This window comes from Kingella pumchi, assembly GCF_022288825.1.
Lineage (GTDB): Bacteria > Pseudomonadota > Gammaproteobacteria > Burkholderiales > Neisseriaceae > Kingella_D > Kingella_D pumchi.
The window spans coordinates 56,379-71,364 of the sequence record NZ_JAKOOW010000078.1 but is presented as its reverse complement, the minus strand read 5'-3'; the positions used below and the strand labels follow the sequence as shown (position 1 = coordinate 71,364).

Here is a 14,986-nt window from a genome sequence, read left to right as displayed (position 1 = left end):
TTTTTAGTTTACAATGGGTTATCTTCATTTTTGCAGTCTAACATGACTGCTTATCTAGTACAGCCCCATAAAAAAACCTGCCGCCATCAAAAATGGCAGGCAGGTTTTGCTTTGCTTCGGGTTTAGTGCTTTTGGTGCAGGCGGATATAGTCCAGCGTTTTCAGCTCGGCAATTGCGGCGGCCAGTGCTGCTTGGGCTTTGGCCAGCGATTCTTCGTCCTGGGCTTTGGCAACGCCGGCTTCGGCGTTCTTCTTCGCCTCTTCCGCACGCGCCTGGTCCATTTCACTGCTGCGCACCGCTACGTCAGCCAATACCGTTACTTTATGCGGCTGAACTTCCAGCACGCCGCCGGATACCGCTACCAAGACTTCCTGGTTGGAGTCGGGCACGGTCAGCCGCAATGCGCCGGGACGCACCAAGTTCATAATCGGTTCGTGTCGCGGGTAGATACCGAGTTCGCCTTCCAGAGTCGGTACTACCACAAAAGTTGCCTCCCCTGAAAAGATGTTGTTCTCGTTACTTACCACTTCAACTTGCATGACACCCATGCCCGGCTCCTTAGTTCAGGGTTTTGGCTTTCTCAACCGCTTCTTCGATACCGCCGACCATATAGAAGGCCTGTTCGGGTAGGTGGTCGTATTCGCCGCTCAGAATGGCTTTGAAGCCGGCAATGGTATCGCGCAGGGAAACGTATTTGCCGGGAGAGCCGGTAAACACTTCGGCCACATGGAAAGGCTGGGACAGGAAGCGCTGGATTTTGCGGGCACGCATTACGGTCAGTTTGTCTTCGTCAGACAATTCGTCCATACCCAAAATAGCGATGATGTCGCGCAGCTCTTTGTATTTCTGCAGGGTGGACTGCACGCCGCGGGCTACATCGTAGTGCTCCTGACCCAGAACCATCGGGTCGAGCTGGCGGGAAGTGGAATCCAGCGGGTCAACTGCGGGATAAATACCGAGAGAAGCAATGTCGCGGCTCAATACCACGGTCGCATCCAAGTGGGCGAAAGTGGTCGCAGGAGACGGGTCGGTCAAGTCGTCCGCCGGTACGTATACGGCTTGGATGGAAGTAATGGAGCCGGTTTGGGTAGAGGTAATACGCTCTTGCAAACGACCCATTTCTTCAGCCAGCGTCGGTTGGTAACCTACGGCGGAAGGCATACGACCCAACAGGGCGGATACTTCGGTACCGGCCAGGGTGTAGCGATAGATGTTGTCCACAAAGAACAGTACGTCGCGGCCTTTGCCGTTTTCGTCTTTTTCATCACGGAAGTGTTCGGCCATAGACAAACCGGTTAGGGCGACACGCAGACGGTTGCCCGGAGGTTCGTTCATCTGACCGTAAACCATGGCCACTTTATCCAATACGTTGGAGTCTTTCATCTCGTGGTAGAAGTCGTTACCTTCGCGGGTACGCTCACCGACGCCGGCAAATACTGACAGACCGCTGTGCGCTTTGGCGATGTTGTTGATCAACTCCATCATGTTTACGGTTTTACCTACGCCGGCACCACCGAACAGACCCACTTTACCGCCTTTGGCAAACGGACACAGCAGGTCGATCACCTTAATGCCGGTTTCCAGAAGCTCGGTGGCATTGGACAATTCGTCAAATTTGGGAGCAGGCTGGTGGATGGCGCGGGTATGGGCGCCATCGATCGGGCCGGCTTCATCCACCGGATTGCCCAGCACGTCCATAATGCGACCCAAAGTAGCCTGACCCACCGGCACGGTAATCGGAGCACCGGTATTTTTTACGGCCAAACCGCGTTTCAAACCGTCGGAACTACCCATTGCAATGGTACGGACTACGCCGTCGCCAAGCTGCTGCTGGACTTCCAAGGTCAAATCACGATCCACTAATTTCAAAGCATCGTAAACGCGGGGGATAGCATCACGAGGAAATTCCACGTCCACTACTGCGCCGATGATTTGTACGATTTTGCCTTCACTCATTATCGTATCCTATCTGATGGGCCGGCGGCTGCCTTAAACGGCTGCGGCACCTGCCACAATTTCTGACAATTCTGTAGTAATCGCTGCTTGACGCGACTTGTTGTACACCAAGCGCAATTCCTTAATCGCGTTACCAGCGTTATCGGTTGCCGCTTTCATCGCCACCATGCGTGCAGCCTGCTCGGAAGCCATGTTATCGCTGACTGCCTGATATACCACCGATTCAAGGTAGCGTCTGAGCAGATACTCCAACACAACGGTTGGGTTGGGCTCGTAGCGGTAATCCCAGTGGTATTTCTGTCCGTCGTCCGCATCCAGAACACCGGAACCAATCGGCAGCAGTACTTCGGAACGGGGTTCCTGTTTCATCGTATTGACAAAGCAGGAGAAAACCAAATGGATAACATCCAGAGACTGGTCTTCATAGCGGCCAAAGATTTCAGTTAGCGCACCCAGCAAAATTTCCATTTTGGGCGTATCACCCAAATTGCTGACGCTGGCGATAACATTTAAGCCGATGCGCTGGCATGCCGCTAAACCTTTGCTGCCAAAGCACACAACGTCAACCGCAATGCCGCGTTCCTGATAATCCTGAACTTGCGCAAAGAATCTTTTCAATACGTTCGCATTCAGACCGCCGCACAACCCCTTATCTGTGGTAATCAGGATAAAGCCAGCACGTTTGACTTCTTTACGCTCTTCCAACAGCTGGATGCCGTGATATTCGTTAGTTTGGGCAAGATGACCCATTACTTGGCGAACTTTCTCGGCATACGGCCTAGCCAAGCGCATACGCTCTTGAGTCTTACGCATTTTAGAGGTTGACACCATTTGCATTGCTTTGGTGATTTTCTGCGTGTTTTGCACGCTTCGAATCTTGGTGAGAATCTCTTTTCCTACTGCCATTTTCAGACTCCTTCCCTGCTAAGCCTTTCAGGCTGCATAGTTGTAAGAAGCCTTGAACGACTTCATCGCATCAGTAAGCGCTTGTTCGTTTTCATCGGACATCGCGCCAGACGCATTGATTGCTTCCAATACTTGCGGCAGCTGGGTGCGGACATAGCTCAGGAATTCAGCTTCGAATGCAAGCGCTTTGGCAACCGGAACATCAGAATATGAACCATTGTTAATCGCCCACAAGGTCAATGCCATTTCCGCGGTATTCAGAGTGCTGAACTGTTGCTGTTTCATCAGCTCGGTTACCACTTCACCGTGTTGCAGCTGCTTGCGGGTAGCTTCGTCCAAATCGGATGCGAACTGGGAAAACGCCGCCAATTCACGGTATTGGGCCAAAGCCAAACGGATACCGCCACCAAGTTTCTTAATCACTTTGGTTTGGGCAGCACCACCTACACGGGATACCGAAATACCGGCATTAATGGCCGGGCGGATACCGGAGTTGAACAGGTCGGTTTCCAAAAAGATTTGGCCGTCGGTAATTGAAATTACGTTAGTTGGTACAAATGCCGAGACGTCACCCGCTTGGGTTTCGATAATCGGCAGAGCGGTTAGGGAACCGGTTTTGCCAGTTACCTTGCCACCGGTAAGTTTTTCAACTTCATCGGCATTGATGCGGGCGGCACGCTCCAACAGACGGCTGTGCAGATAGAATACATCGCCAGGATAGGCTTCGCGACCGGGCGGGCGGCGCAACAGGAGAGAAATCTGACGATAGGCAACGGCTTGTTTGGACAAGTCGTCATACACAATCAAGGCATCCTGGCCGTTATCACGGAAGTATTCGCCCATAGTGCAGCCTGAATAAGGGGCGATAAACTGCAACGCCGCAGCTTCTGAAGCGGAAGCGGCCACGACAATGGTATGCTCCATCGCTCCGTGTTCTTCCAGCTTGCGCACCACGTTGGCAATCGAAGAAGCCTTTTGGCCAATCGCCACATAGATACATATAACGCCGGTACCTTTTTGGTTGACGATCGCGTCAAGCGCAACGGCAGTTTTACCGGTTTGACGGTCGCCAATGATCAGCTCACGCTGACCACGACCTACAGGAACCATGGAGTCGATCGCTTTCAAGCCGGTTTGCATCGGTTGATCGACGGATTGGCGGGCAATCACACCCGGAGCAATTTTTTCAATCGGTGCGGTAAGAGAGCTGTTGATCGGACCTTTACCGTCGATCGGCTGACCCAGCGCATTGACTACGCGGCCAACCAACTCCGCACCAACCGGAACTTCCAAAATGCGACCGGTACATTTGACTTCGTCACCTTCGGTAATATGCTCGTATTCACCCAAGATTACGGCACCTACAGAGTCGCGCTCCAAGTTCATCGCCAAGCCGAACGTATTGTTCGGAAACTCGAGCATCTCGCCCTGCATCACATCAGAAAGACCGTGCACACGCACAATGCCGTCAGTAACAGAAATAACTGTGCCGCGGGTATGGGCTTCCTGCTTCGTATTTAAATTTTCAATTTTAGCTTTCAGCAAATCGCTGATTTCAGCAGGATTAAGCTGCATGAAAACTCTCCTAATTGGTCATAGTCGCGTACAGTTTTTGCAATTTACCCTGCACCGACAAATCTAACACCTGATCACCAACTACTGCCTTGATGCCGCCGATTAAATCGCGATCAGTTTCGAAAACAGCTTGCAACTTGGTTTGGAAATGCTGCTCCAAATCCTGAATAATCTGCTGTTTTTGATTTTCGTCGGCAATATCATAAGCGGTATAGACAACTGCCTGCCTGATATGCTTACGCGACAGCACCAGTTCCTTGAACTGCTCATAAATTTCAGGCAGTACCGGCAAACGTTTTTCCTGAGCCAGTACATACAGGAAATTTTTGAATTTATAGCTGCCCAAAGCAGGCGAATCACCCAGCAAGTCAATCAGCATATCGGCCTTTTGCTTGGCATCGGTATCGGTTTGAGCGATCAGAACTTCCACTTGGGGCTGCCGGACAAGCCAAGCAGCCTCTTTAAGAGAAGTTTGCCAGTTGTCGGCCTGTTCGCTTTCAGCCAATTCGAAAATGGCCTTCGCATAAGGACGGGCAATGGTTGCAAACTCTATCATTGGCTTACAGCTCCTGTTTCAAAGAAGCCAGCAACTGCGCATGTTGTTTTTCATCGACTTCGCGACGCAAGATGGATTCCGCACCTTTTACTGCCAGTGCCGAAACCTGTTCGCGCAAGGCTTCGCGCGCACGGTTTACCTCTTGCTCAACATCTGCTTTTGCTTGAGCGGAAATACGGGCAGCCTCGTTTGCGGCCTGAGTTTTCGCCTCATCCACAATCTGGGCGGCTCGCTTCTCGGCATTGGTTACCATTTCGGAAACCTGATTCCTGCCTTCAGCCAAGAGTTCTGCAACTTTTTTCTCTGCCTGCTCAAAATCGCTTTTACCGCGCTCGGCCGCAGCCAAACCCTCGGCGATTTTATCAGCGCGCTCGTCCAATGCTTTGGCGATAGGCGGCCATACATAGCGTATGGTAAAGCCAACCAAAATCAAAAAGACGATTAGCTGTGCAATTAAGGTTGCATTTAAGTTCACTTTGATAACCTTCCGTATTGGTTTTCAAATTCAAACGAATCGGAAATATCTATTAACCTTGGAACGGTTTAGCGAAGGCAAACAGCAGGGCAATTGCGGCACCAATCAAGAAAGCCGCGTCGATCAGACCAGCGATCAGGAACAGTTTGGTTTGCAGCGGGCCGATCAATTCAGGCTGGCGTGCAGAAGATTCCAGATATTTGGAACCAACCATTGCGATGCCGATAGAAGCACCCAATGCGCCCAATGCAACGATCAGGCTACAAGCAATAGCGATTAAACCGAGGTAAGTCATAGTAAAAACTCCTTAAACAAGAAAGATAAAGAAAGGGAACTACACAAACTACATCAAAAACTGTTTAGTGGTGGTCATGTGCCTGGCCGATATAAACGAAAGCCAAAGCCATGAAAATAAATGCCTGCAGGGTAATAATCAGAATATGGAAAATCGCCCATGCCGCGCCGGCAATAATATGGAAGAAAAACAATATCGGATCCAAGAAACCAATGCTGCCTGAAGCCGCCCAAGAGCCGCCCAGAAGCGCAATCAGCAGGAATACCAGCTCACCGGCATACATATTACCGAACAACCGCATGCCATGGGAAAAAGTTTTGGAGAGATATTCAAGAATATTCAACAGAAAATTAACCGGACCCAGCATCGGACCGAACGGCGCGGTAAACAACTCATGCACCCAGCCTTTGCCGCCCTTAATCTTAATGCTGTAGAAAATACAGAAAATCAGTACGCCGATAGCCAGCGCAAGGGAAGTATTGATGTCTGCGGTCGGTACCACACGCAGCAAGGCGTGATGGTTGCCGGTCATTCCCTGCCACACGCGCGGCAGCAGATCCACCGGCAGTAAGTCCATCGCATTCATCAGGAAAATCCATGTAAACAGCGCCAAACCCAACGGGGCTACCACTTTGCGCGACTGCTCATTGTGGATGATGCCTTTGCACATATCATCGACAAACTCATACAGAAGTTCGACGGCAGCCTGAAAACGGCCTGGCACACCGGAAGTTGCCTTCCTGGCGGCGCGCCACAACAGGAAAGAACCAACGACGCCGAGCACGATGGCAAAAAAGATTGCATCAAGATTGATAAAAGAGAAGTCGGCGATATTCTGCAAGCCCTGACCTTCGCTGACATCATTCAGACTGGTAAGACTCTGCAGATGGTGCTTGATATAGTCGGCAGCACCAGACGATTCACTTGCCATAACGATAGACCTTCAGAAATAGTAGAAAAACCAGATGACTGACCAACAGCAAACCGGCGATAAAAAACATCTCGCGCAATCCGCCATACAAGTAAAACACAGCCACAGCGGCAAAGCCGGCCAGTATTATTTTTAAAATTTCTGAAGCGAGAAACACCGCCCCGGCGAAAGCAGGGCGCGAGTAGAAAAATTTTAAAAGCAATACCGCAACCAGAGTAGGAACCGTATAAGACAAACCGCCGAGCAAAAGCGACACGCCGGCAGCGCCGTCCCACACTAAATAACAAAACGCCGAAACCAGCAAAGTTACCGCCAACTGCACACCAACTAACGCAAACACAAGAGCCGTCCGAATCTCTACGCCGATTTCAAGCCGGCCGAATATAATCAAAGACACCCACAACAGTCAAGCAAATTCGTTAAGGCTTGTGAAAACACGGCTGGAAGCGTAATTTTTTCAAACCCCAGCGTATCACACCTTAACACAACACCGCCGCGCACACGCAACGGATCCGTCCGTACAAAAACAGAATTATGATAAAATCAGCCGCTTTTGAGCCTGCCAAACAAGGGCAGGCGGCTTTATTACATAAAGGAATATTCATGGCCGGACACAGCAAGTGGGCGAACATCCAGCACAAAAAAGCCCGTGCCGACGCCAAACGCGGCAAAATTTTCACCCGACTGATTAAAGAAATCACCGTTGCCGCCCGCTTGGGCGGCGGCGATCCCGCATCCAACCCCCGCCTGCGGCTGGCAATGGACAAAGCCTGGGACGCCAATATGCCCAAAGACAACGTCCAGCGCGCCATCGACAAAGGCACCGGTAATCTCGAAGGCGTGGACTACATCGAGCTGCGCTACGAAGGCTACGGCATCGGCGGCGCGGCGCTGATGGTCGATTGCATGACCGACAACAAAACCCGCACCGTTGCCGACGTGCGCCACGCCTTTTCCAAAAACGGCGGCAATCTCGGCACCGACGGCTGCGTTGCCTTCAACTTCGTCCACCAAGGCTATCTGGTCTTCACCGATGCCGACGAAGACGCGCTGATGGAAGCCGCGCTCGAAGCCGGCGCCGAAGACGTTATCAGCCATGAAGACGGCGTTATCGAAGTCATCACCGCTCCGGCCGACTGGGCGCAGGTCAAAGCCGCGCTCGAAGCCGCCGGCTTCAGCTCGCAGGATGGCGACGTAACCATGCGCGCGCAGAACGAAACCGAGCTCGCCGGCGACGACGCACTGAAAATGCAAAAACTGATTGACGCGCTCGAAGACTTGGATGACGTGCAAAACGTTTACACCTCCGCCGTTTTGCATTTCGACGAATAAACCGCGCCGCCTTTTCAGGCAGCCTGAAACGGGCGACAGGCATTCAAACTGCCGCCCGCAATCCGAACCACCACAGCAAGGAAATACGATGAAACCTCTGTTTACCGCCACCGCTCTGGCCGCCCTGCTGGCGCTGACCGCCTGCGACCAGGCAAACAACGCCGCCGGCGCAGCATCCGCCGCCGAAACCTCATCCGCCACCCAGGGCGATACCGGCGCCATTCCTGCCGAAACCAGCGTCAAAAGCCGCGACGGCAGCTTCAGCATCGCCCTTAATTCCGGCTATGCCGACAAAAGCCAAGACCCCGCCTACCAGCCTGAAGGCAGCAAGGCCGACAACATCCTGCTGCTGCAGCACAGCGACAGCGAAGGCATCACCGTAACCGCGCTGCGCCTGGGCCAGTCCGGCGACGCCGCGCTGGACGGCATCGAAACCGCGCTCAAAGCACGCGACGATCTGCAGGATCTCTCCAGCAGCAAGCAAAACGGTGTCTTGAGCTACAGCTTCTACAGCGACAGCGACGGCACCACCGTCAACGAAAGCTGCCGCATTCAGGCTGCCGGCAAAGAGCTGGTCAGCATCTGCGCCGTCAGCCCCTACGCCGATGCCACCGAATTGGAAGACTTACTGAAAACCGTCAGCTTCGGCTCCTAAGCCGTTTGCCGATGCCGTTTTTAAGGCATCACAGATTTTTCAGGCTGCCTGAAAGCCATGTGCCGGACACCCGCGCCGCGCAGGAAAAACGGCAATCCAGCTTTGACGACCCTGCCGCAGCTTTCAGGCTGCCGCAGGGTTTTCCCTTGCCGCTAAAAGCAGCCTGAAAGCCCTTTTTATCCCGTTTTCCAGCCTTTCAGGCTGCTATTGCCATGACTGAATTCTCCCCACAAGACACCGCCCATATGCGGCGGGCGCTCGATTTGGCCGAACAGGGCCGCTTTTCCACCTCGCCCAATCCCCGTGTCGGCTGCGTGATTGCCCGCGGCGGGCAGATTGTCGGCCAGGGTTTCCACCTGCAGGCCGGCACGCCGCACGCCGAAGTCCATGCGCTGCGGCAGGCGGGCGAACTGGCGCGCGGCGCCACCGCCTACGTTACCCTCGAACCCTGCGCCCACTACGGCCGCACCCCACCCTGCGCCGAAGCCCTGATTGCCGGCGGCGTCGGCCGCGTGGTGGCCGCCATGCGCGACCCCAATCCGCAGGTGGCGGGCAAGGGTTTCGCCCTGCTTGAAGCCGCCGGCATCGCCACCGCCTGCGGCCTGCTCGCCGACGAAGCACGCGAGCTGAACCGCGGCTTTTTGTCGCGCATCGAGCGCGGCCGCCCCTTTGTGCGCATCAAAACCGCCGCCAGCCTCGACGGCAAAACCGCGCTGGCCGACGGCCGCAGCCAATGGATTACCGGCGCCGCCGCCCGCGCCGACGTCCAGCGCCTGCGCGCCGAAAGCTGCGCCGTGCTCACCGGCATCGGCACCGTGCTGGCCGACGATCCGCAGCTAAATGTGCGCGACTTCCCCACCCTGCGCCAGCCGCTGCGCATCGTGCTTGACAGCCGCCTGCGCCTTAGCCCCGCCCACCGCATCGCCGGCGACGGCGGCGCCACCCTGGTCATCACGCTCGTGCCCGACGACGGCCGTTTCGCCGTCTGCCCCGCCGTGCGCGTGCGCACCCTACCCGACGACGGCAGCGGCCGCATCCATCTTGCCGCGCTGCTGGAACTGCTGGCGGCAGAAGAACAGATAGGCGAGCTGATGGTGGAAGCCGGCGCCACTTTGGCCGGCGAGTTTCTGCGGCAGGATTTGGCCGACGAAATCGTCCACTACCAGGCGCCGAAAATACTCGGCAGCGATGCCCGCAATCTTTTCAGGCTGCCTGAAAACCCCGCCGCGCTCAGCGGCAGCGGTATCTGGCACAGCCGCAGCGTCGAAATGCTCGGCAGCGACATCAAATGGACGCTGCGCCGCGCCTGAGCCGCCGCATTAACCTGCCCTTACACAAAACTGTGCCATAATCCGCTCGCCCCTTCGCGGGGCGTTTGCTTAACAACACATTGAAAGGTCAAAGCCATGAATCTGGACGACGTAAAGAAAAATGTCGAATCTGCCGTTGAAAACGCCAAACACCAAGCTGAAGATTTCGTCCACCGCGCCGAAGACGCCGCCAAAGACGCCGTCGAATCCGCCAAAAAAGCGGTGAACGAAGCCGTCGAATCGGCCAAAGACAAGGCCGAAGAAGCCAAAGCCGGCCTGAGCGGCAAAGTGGAAGAAGCCAAGCACGCCGCCGAAAACGCCCTCGGCTCGCTGGGCGACAAATTCAAATAACCCCCGCCGCATACAAACCCTGCGTTTCAGGCTGCCTGAAACGCAGGGTTTTGCGTGCGCCGCCGTTGCGGCAAACTTTCAGGCTGCCTATCCCCAAGCAGCCTGAAAGGCTTTTTTCAGGCTGCCTGCACGGCGAAAACTGCTAAAATCGCGCCCTTTTCCGTTTTCCGATTTTCAGGCTGCCCTATGTCCGCAAACCTTCCCATCCTTCCCCCCGCCATGCTCGGCATCCTCGGCGGCGGCCAGCTCGGCGCCATGTTCGCCCTCGCCGCCAAAACCATGGGCTACGGCGTAACCGTGCTCGATCCCGACCCCCACGCCCCCGCCGCCCGCTTTGTCGACCGCCACCTGTGCGCCCCCTTCGACGATGCCGCCGCGCTGGCCGAACTCGCCCGATGCGCCGCCGTTACCACCGAATTTGAAAACGTCAGCGCCCAAGCGATGCGCGATCTGGCGCGCCACACCCGCGTTTCCCCCTCGGGCGACTCGGTGGCGGTGGCGCAAAACCGCATGCTGGAAAAAAGCTATATCCGCCGCGCCGGCCTGCCCACCGCGCCCTATGCCGAAATCCGCAGCGCCGCCGACATCACGCCCGACTGCGCAGCGCTGCTGCCGGGTATCGTCAAAACCGCCACCCTGGGCTACGACGGCAAAGGCCAAATCCGCGCAAGCAGCCTGAAAGACGTTCAGGCTGCCTTCGACACGCTCGGCGGCGTGCCCTGCGTGCTGGAAAAAATGCTCGACTTGCGCAGCGAGATTTCGGTGATTGTCTGCCGTCTCGACAGCCGAAACGCCATCTGCTACGACCCCGCCGAAAACCGCCACGAAAACGGCATTCTCGCCTATTCCGCCGTCCCCGCCGCCCTGCCGCAGGACGTTTTGGACCAGGCGCGCGAAATGGCGCTGCGGCTGGCCGACGAGCTGGACTACGTGGGCGTGCTGGCGGTGGAAATGTTCGTCGTCGGCGACACCTGCGAGCTGGTGGTCAACGAAATCGCGCCGCGCCCGCACAACAGCGGCCACCACACCATCGACGCCTGCGCCGCCAGCCAGTTTCAGCAGCAGGTGCGCCTGATGTGCGGCCTGCCCCCCGCCGACACCCGCCTGCTTTCCCCCTGCTGCATGGCCAACCTGCTGGGCGATTTGTGGCGCGGCGGTGCGCACGACATCGAGCCGGACTGGTCGCGCATCCTGCAGCACCCGCGCGCCCACCTGCACCTGTACGGCAAAACCGCCGCCCGCGCCGGCCGCAAAATGGGGCATTTCACCGTACTCGCCGCCGACAGCGACACCGCGCTTCGGGAAGCGCAGGCCATGCACGGCAGCCTGAAAGAAACCGCGCCGTAAAGGCGGCGCGCCAAGCGCCAGCAACAAGGCAGCCTGAAAACCGTTTCGCAAGGTTTTCAGGCTGCCTTTGCGTTTTGTCCGAGCGGTCGGCATTTGAATTTTGAAACACAATAAAGCAGCCTGAAAGCCTTCAGAAAACGCGAAAGCCACACAAGCGGCGTCATTCCCGCGCAGGCGGGAATCTTGTTTCGGATGGCACACCGGATGGTTTCTCAAGCATTATCGAATATCCGCCAAGATTCCCGCCTGCGCGGGAATGACGCCATTGGACGGGGAAAATCTGCTTCCCAAACCGAATATCAATAGTCCCGCAACCGTCGGCATCCGGCTTCGGAAATGCAAAAGGCAGCTCGAAAGCTCCCGAGGAATTTGGTATCCAACGAAAAATTTTGATAAAGTGGTCGCCTACAGGCAGTCTGAAACACTTTTCAGGCTGTCTTCCGGCAAGCCGTACAATTAAAACCAACTTAAACTTAAAGGATAGCAAAATGAAATTATTTCCCGTATTTGCCGTGCTGCTGCTTTTGGCAGCCTGCGGCCAAAGCGATCAGGAAAAAGGCCCGACCAAAGATCTCTACAATACCGATAAAATCAAACCCACATCCGAGCCGGGAGCTTGGTAAGCACACGGTTCGCGCCTTTTAAAAAGCAGCCTGAAAACCTTTTTCAGGCTGCTTTCGCGCTTTCAGGCTGCCTTGACCTTTGCGGCAGCCTGAAAACAGTTTCGCCGCGAAAGCCGTCTGCCGCCGCTGCATTAAATTGTTTCATGCGCCAAGCTCAAATTAAGCGCTTGCGCCGGCGCGGCAAAACCGCGACCATTGCAGGCTACAAAAATTGCCTAGGCCGCATCCGTGCAGCCGCCCTGTTTTCCGGCCGTTTGCGGCCATTTCCATTATCAGGAGAACCGATATGACCACCTTCCATCTTTCCGGCTACCCGCGCATCGGTGCCAAACGCGAGCTGAAATTCGCCGTCGAAGCCTTTTGGAAAGGCGCCAAATCCGAAGCCGAGCTACGCGAAACCGCCGCCGAAATCCGCCGTCTGAACTGGGCGACGCAGAAAGCCGCAGGCGCCGACCTTGTGCCCGTCGGCGATTTTTCCTTCTACGACCACGTGCTCGACACCCTGTGCACCCTGGGCGCGATTCCCAAACGCTTCGGCTTTGACGCCGTCAAACTGAGCCTGCCGGAGTATTTCCAGCTGGCACGCGGCAACGCCACCCAGTTTGCGATGGAAATGACCAAGTGGTTTGACACCAACTACCACTACATCGTTCCCGAATGGCACGCCGACACCGAGTTTTCCGTGAACGCCGCCAACCTGATCGCCCAGATTCAGGAAGCCAAAGCGCAAGGCTACGACATCAAACCGACGCTGGTCGGCCCGCTGACCCTGCTGTGGCTGGGCAAGAAAAAAGAAGAATTCGGCTGCCGCGTCAAAACCCTGCTGCCCAAACTGCTGCCCGCCTACGCGCAACTGTTGCGCGAGCTGGCCGCCGTCGGTGCCGACTGGGTGCAGATTGACGAGCCGATTCTTGCCGCCGACGCGCCGCAGGCCTATCTCGACGCCTTCGCCGGCGTGTATCAGGAGCTGGCCAACACCGGCGTGCGCATCATCATCGGCACTTATTTCGCGTCTGTCGCCGAGCATCTCGAGCTGCTCAAATCCCTGCCGGTTCACGGCGTGCACATCGACTGCGTACGCGCACCCGAGCAGCTGGCCGTGTTCGCCAACGGCTGGCCGGACAACAAAGTGCTGTCCGTCGGCCTGATCGACGGCCGCAACGTTTGGCGCGCCAACCTGAACAAAGTTATCGACACGCTGCAACCCGTTCGCGAAAAATTCGCCAACAACCTGTGGATCGCCCCCAGCTGCTCGCTGCTGCACAGCCCGCAGGATTTGGCGGTTGAAGAAAAACTCGATGCCGAAATCAAATCGTGGATGGCCTTTGCCGCGCAGAAACTGGTCGAGCTGGGCACCGTCAAACGCGCCCTGGAAAACGGCAAAGACAGCGTGAAAGACGCGCTGGCCGCTTCCGATGCCGCCGCCGCCGACCGCGCCACCAACAAAAAAATCCACAACGACGCCGTACAAGCGCGCGTAAGCAGCCTGAAAAAAGGCGAAGACCAGCGCAAATCGCCCTTCCCCGCGCGCATCAAAGCGCAGCAGGAATGGATGAAACTGCCGCTCTTGCCCACCACCACCATCGGTTCGTTCCCGCAAACCGCCGAAATCCGTCAGGCGCGCGCCGCCTTCAAAAAAGGCGAACTCTCCGCCGCCGATTACGACGCCGCGATGAAAAAAGAAATCGCCTACTGCGTCGAAGTGCAGGAAAAACTGGAAATCGACGTACCCGTCCACGGCGAAGCCGAGCGCAACGACATGGTCGAATACTTCGGCGAACAGCTGGCCGGCTACTGCTTCACCCAGTTCGGCTGGGTGCAGAGCTACGGCAGCCGCTGCGTCAAACCGCCCGTCATCTTCGGCGACGTCTCCCGCCCCGCGCCGATGACCGTTTACTGGTCGTCCTACGCGCAAAGCCTGACCAAACGCCCGATGAAAGGCATGCTCACCGGCCCGGTTACCATGTTCAAATGGTCGTTTGTGCGCGACGATATCCCGCTGTCCGTCGTTGCCAAACAAATCGCCCTCGCCCTGAACGACGAAGTTTTGGACTTGGAAAAAGCCGGCATCAAAGTCATCCAGATTGACGAGCCCGCCATCCGCGAAGCCATGCCGCTGAAAAAAGCGCAATGGGACGAATACCTGGCCTGGGCGTGCGAATCCTTCCGCCTGTCGTCCGTCGGCGCCGAAGACAGCACCCAGATCCACACCCATATGTGCTACTCCGAGTTCAACGACATCCTGCCCGCGATCGCTTCGATGGACGCCGACGTCATCACCATCGAAACCTCGCGCTCCGACATGGAGCTGCTGACCGCGTTCGGCGACTTCAAATACCCCAACGACATCGGCCCGGGCGTGTACGACATCCACAGCCCGCGCGTGCCGACCGAAGGCGAAGTCGAACACCTGCTGCGCAAAGCGATGGAAGTCGTGCCCGTCGAGCGCCTGTGGGTCAACCCTGACTGCGGCCTGAAAACCCGCGGCTGGAAAGAAACGCTGGAACAGCTCGAAGTGATGATGGCCGTAACCAAAAAACTGCGTAACGAGTTGGACAACAAACGTTAAGCGGCGTTTGCGCCCAAGCGCGCAGTAAAAAGGCAGCCTGAAAGCCGGTTTTACGGTTTTCAGGCTGCCTTTATGTTGCTTTTCCCGCTTTACCGCAACAATCTT

16 protein-coding genes are annotated in these 14,986 nt (G+C 56.2%); 7 read left to right on the top strand and 9 right to left on the bottom strand.

Annotated elements, in window-relative coordinates; genetic code table 11:
- Window positions 1-122 precede the first annotated feature (122 nt).
- The 9 genes from MB824_RS11600 to MB824_RS11560 form a co-directional block, all read right to left on the bottom strand.
- A complete protein-coding gene (locus tag MB824_RS11600; protein ID WP_238748698.1) occupies window positions 123-548 on the bottom strand; it encodes a F0F1 ATP synthase subunit epsilon in 426 nt (141 codons plus the stop codon).
- Window positions 549-558: 10 nt separating this feature from the next.
- Window positions 559-1,956, bottom strand: coding sequence for a F0F1 ATP synthase subunit beta (atpD, locus tag MB824_RS11595; protein WP_238748697.1), 1,398 nt, complete (start codon window positions 1,954-1,956; stop codon window positions 559-561).
- Between the two features lie 33 nt (window positions 1,957-1,989).
- Window positions 1,990-2,862: a F0F1 ATP synthase subunit gamma gene (gene atpG / locus MB824_RS11590; protein WP_238748696.1), complete on the bottom strand. Its 873-nt coding sequence runs from the start codon at window positions 2,860-2,862 to the stop codon at window positions 1,990-1,992.
- A 27-nt stretch (window positions 2,863-2,889) separates the two neighbouring features.
- A complete protein-coding gene (gene atpA / locus MB824_RS11585) occupies window positions 2,890-4,437 on the bottom strand; it encodes a F0F1 ATP synthase subunit alpha (protein ID WP_238748695.1) in 1,548 nt (515 codons plus the stop codon).
- Between the two features lie 10 nt (window positions 4,438-4,447).
- Window positions 4,448-4,993, bottom strand: a complete 546-nt coding sequence (locus tag MB824_RS11580) for a F0F1 ATP synthase subunit delta (RefSeq protein ID WP_238748694.1) — start codon at window positions 4,991-4,993, stop codon at window positions 4,448-4,450.
- Window positions 4,994-4,997: 4 nt separating this feature from the next.
- A complete protein-coding gene (locus tag MB824_RS11575) occupies window positions 4,998-5,468 on the bottom strand; it encodes a F0F1 ATP synthase subunit B (RefSeq protein ID WP_238748693.1) in 471 nt (156 codons plus the stop codon).
- Window positions 5,469-5,520: 52 nt separating this feature from the next.
- On the bottom strand, window positions 5,521-5,763 hold the full coding sequence (gene atpE / locus MB824_RS11570; RefSeq protein ID WP_238748692.1) for a F0F1 ATP synthase subunit C: 243 nt from the start codon (window positions 5,761-5,763) through the stop codon (window positions 5,521-5,523).
- A gap of 64 nt (window positions 5,764-5,827) precedes the next feature.
- A complete protein-coding gene (atpB, locus tag MB824_RS11565; protein WP_238748691.1) occupies window positions 5,828-6,694 on the bottom strand; it encodes a F0F1 ATP synthase subunit A in 867 nt (288 codons plus the stop codon).
- Window positions 6,684-7,034: an ATP synthase subunit I gene (locus tag MB824_RS11560; RefSeq protein ID WP_238748690.1), complete on the bottom strand. Its 351-nt coding sequence runs from the start codon at window positions 7,032-7,034 to the stop codon at window positions 6,684-6,686. The genes atpB and MB824_RS11560 overlap by 11 nt, the downstream gene beginning before the upstream one ends.
- 263 nt (window positions 7,035-7,297) lie before the next feature.
- Here MB824_RS11560 and MB824_RS11555 point away from each other — a divergent pair, with 263 nt between their 5' ends.
- The 7 genes from MB824_RS11555 (at window position 7,298) to metE (ending at window position 14,881) form a co-directional block, all read left to right on the top strand.
- Window positions 7,298-8,026 (top strand): YebC/PmpR family DNA-binding transcriptional regulator, encoded by a 729-nt coding sequence (locus tag MB824_RS11555; protein ID WP_238748689.1) that lies wholly within the window; start codon window positions 7,298-7,300, stop codon window positions 8,024-8,026.
- Window positions 8,027-8,114: 88 nt separating this feature from the next.
- Window positions 8,115-8,681, top strand: a complete 567-nt coding sequence (locus MB824_RS11550) for a hypothetical protein (protein ID WP_238748688.1) — start codon at window positions 8,115-8,117, stop codon at window positions 8,679-8,681.
- A gap of 212 nt (window positions 8,682-8,893) precedes the next feature.
- On the top strand, window positions 8,894-9,991 hold the full coding sequence (gene ribD, locus MB824_RS11545) for a bifunctional diaminohydroxyphosphoribosylaminopyrimidine deaminase/5-amino-6-(5-phosphoribosylamino)uracil reductase RibD (protein ID WP_238748687.1): 1,098 nt from the start codon (window positions 8,894-8,896) through the stop codon (window positions 9,989-9,991).
- A 96-nt stretch (window positions 9,992-10,087) separates the two neighbouring features.
- A complete protein-coding gene (locus MB824_RS11540) occupies window positions 10,088-10,342 on the top strand; it encodes a hypothetical protein (protein ID WP_238748686.1) in 255 nt (84 codons plus the stop codon).
- Window positions 10,343-10,528: 186 nt separating this feature from the next.
- Window positions 10,529-11,689 carry a 5-(carboxyamino)imidazole ribonucleotide synthase gene (locus MB824_RS11535; protein WP_238748685.1) on the top strand — a complete coding sequence of 387 codons (1,161 nt, stop codon included), beginning with the start codon at window positions 10,529-10,531 and terminating at the stop codon, window positions 11,687-11,689.
- 488 nt (window positions 11,690-12,177) lie between these two features.
- A complete protein-coding gene (locus MB824_RS11645; RefSeq protein WP_255778784.1) occupies window positions 12,178-12,312 on the top strand; it encodes a hypothetical protein in 135 nt (44 codons plus the stop codon).
- 286 nt (window positions 12,313-12,598) lie between these two features.
- On the top strand, window positions 12,599-14,881 hold the full coding sequence (metE, locus tag MB824_RS11530) for a 5-methyltetrahydropteroyltriglutamate--homocysteine S-methyltransferase (RefSeq protein WP_238748684.1): 2,283 nt from the start codon (window positions 12,599-12,601) through the stop codon (window positions 14,879-14,881).
- The last annotated feature ends 105 nt before the right edge of the window (window positions 14,882-14,986 follow it).

What these genes read in the sequence shown, in the direction of transcription:
- MB824_RS11600 (WP_238748698.1), bottom strand. Translation starts at nt 548, where the DNA reads ATGGGTGTCATGCAAGTTGAAGTGGTAAGTAACGAGAACAACATCTTT.
- atpD (WP_238748697.1), bottom strand. Translation starts at nt 1,956, where the DNA reads ATGAGTGAAGGCAAAATCGTACAAATCATCGGCGCAGTAGTGGACGTG.
- atpG (WP_238748696.1), bottom strand. Translation starts at nt 2,862, where the DNA reads ATGGCAGTAGGAAAAGAGATTCTCACCAAGATTCGAAGCGTGCAAAAC.
- atpA (WP_238748695.1), bottom strand. Translation starts at nt 4,437, where the DNA reads ATGCAGCTTAATCCTGCTGAAATCAGCGATTTGCTGAAAGCTAAAATT.
- MB824_RS11580 (WP_238748694.1), bottom strand. Translation starts at nt 4,993, where the DNA reads ATGATAGAGTTTGCAACCATTGCCCGTCCTTATGCGAAGGCCATTTTC.
- atpE (WP_238748692.1), bottom strand. Translation starts at nt 5,763, where the DNA reads ATGACTTACCTCGGTTTAATCGCTATTGCTTGTAGCCTGATCGTTGCA.
- atpB (WP_238748691.1), bottom strand. Translation starts at nt 6,694, where the DNA reads ATGGCAAGTGAATCGTCTGGTGCTGCCGACTATATCAAGCACCATCTG.
- MB824_RS11555 (WP_238748689.1), top strand. Translation starts at nt 7,298, where the DNA reads ATGGCCGGACACAGCAAGTGGGCGAACATCCAGCACAAAAAAGCCCGT.
- MB824_RS11550 (WP_238748688.1), top strand. Translation starts at nt 8,115, where the DNA reads ATGAAACCTCTGTTTACCGCCACCGCTCTGGCCGCCCTGCTGGCGCTG.
- ribD (WP_238748687.1), top strand. Translation starts at nt 8,894, where the DNA reads ATGACTGAATTCTCCCCACAAGACACCGCCCATATGCGGCGGGCGCTC.
- MB824_RS11540 (WP_238748686.1), top strand. Translation starts at nt 10,088, where the DNA reads ATGAATCTGGACGACGTAAAGAAAAATGTCGAATCTGCCGTTGAAAAC.
- MB824_RS11535 (WP_238748685.1), top strand. Translation starts at nt 10,529, where the DNA reads ATGTCCGCAAACCTTCCCATCCTTCCCCCCGCCATGCTCGGCATCCTC.
- MB824_RS11645 (WP_255778784.1), top strand. Translation starts at nt 12,178, where the DNA reads ATGAAATTATTTCCCGTATTTGCCGTGCTGCTGCTTTTGGCAGCCTGC.
- metE (WP_238748684.1), top strand. Translation starts at nt 12,599, where the DNA reads ATGACCACCTTCCATCTTTCCGGCTACCCGCGCATCGGTGCCAAACGC.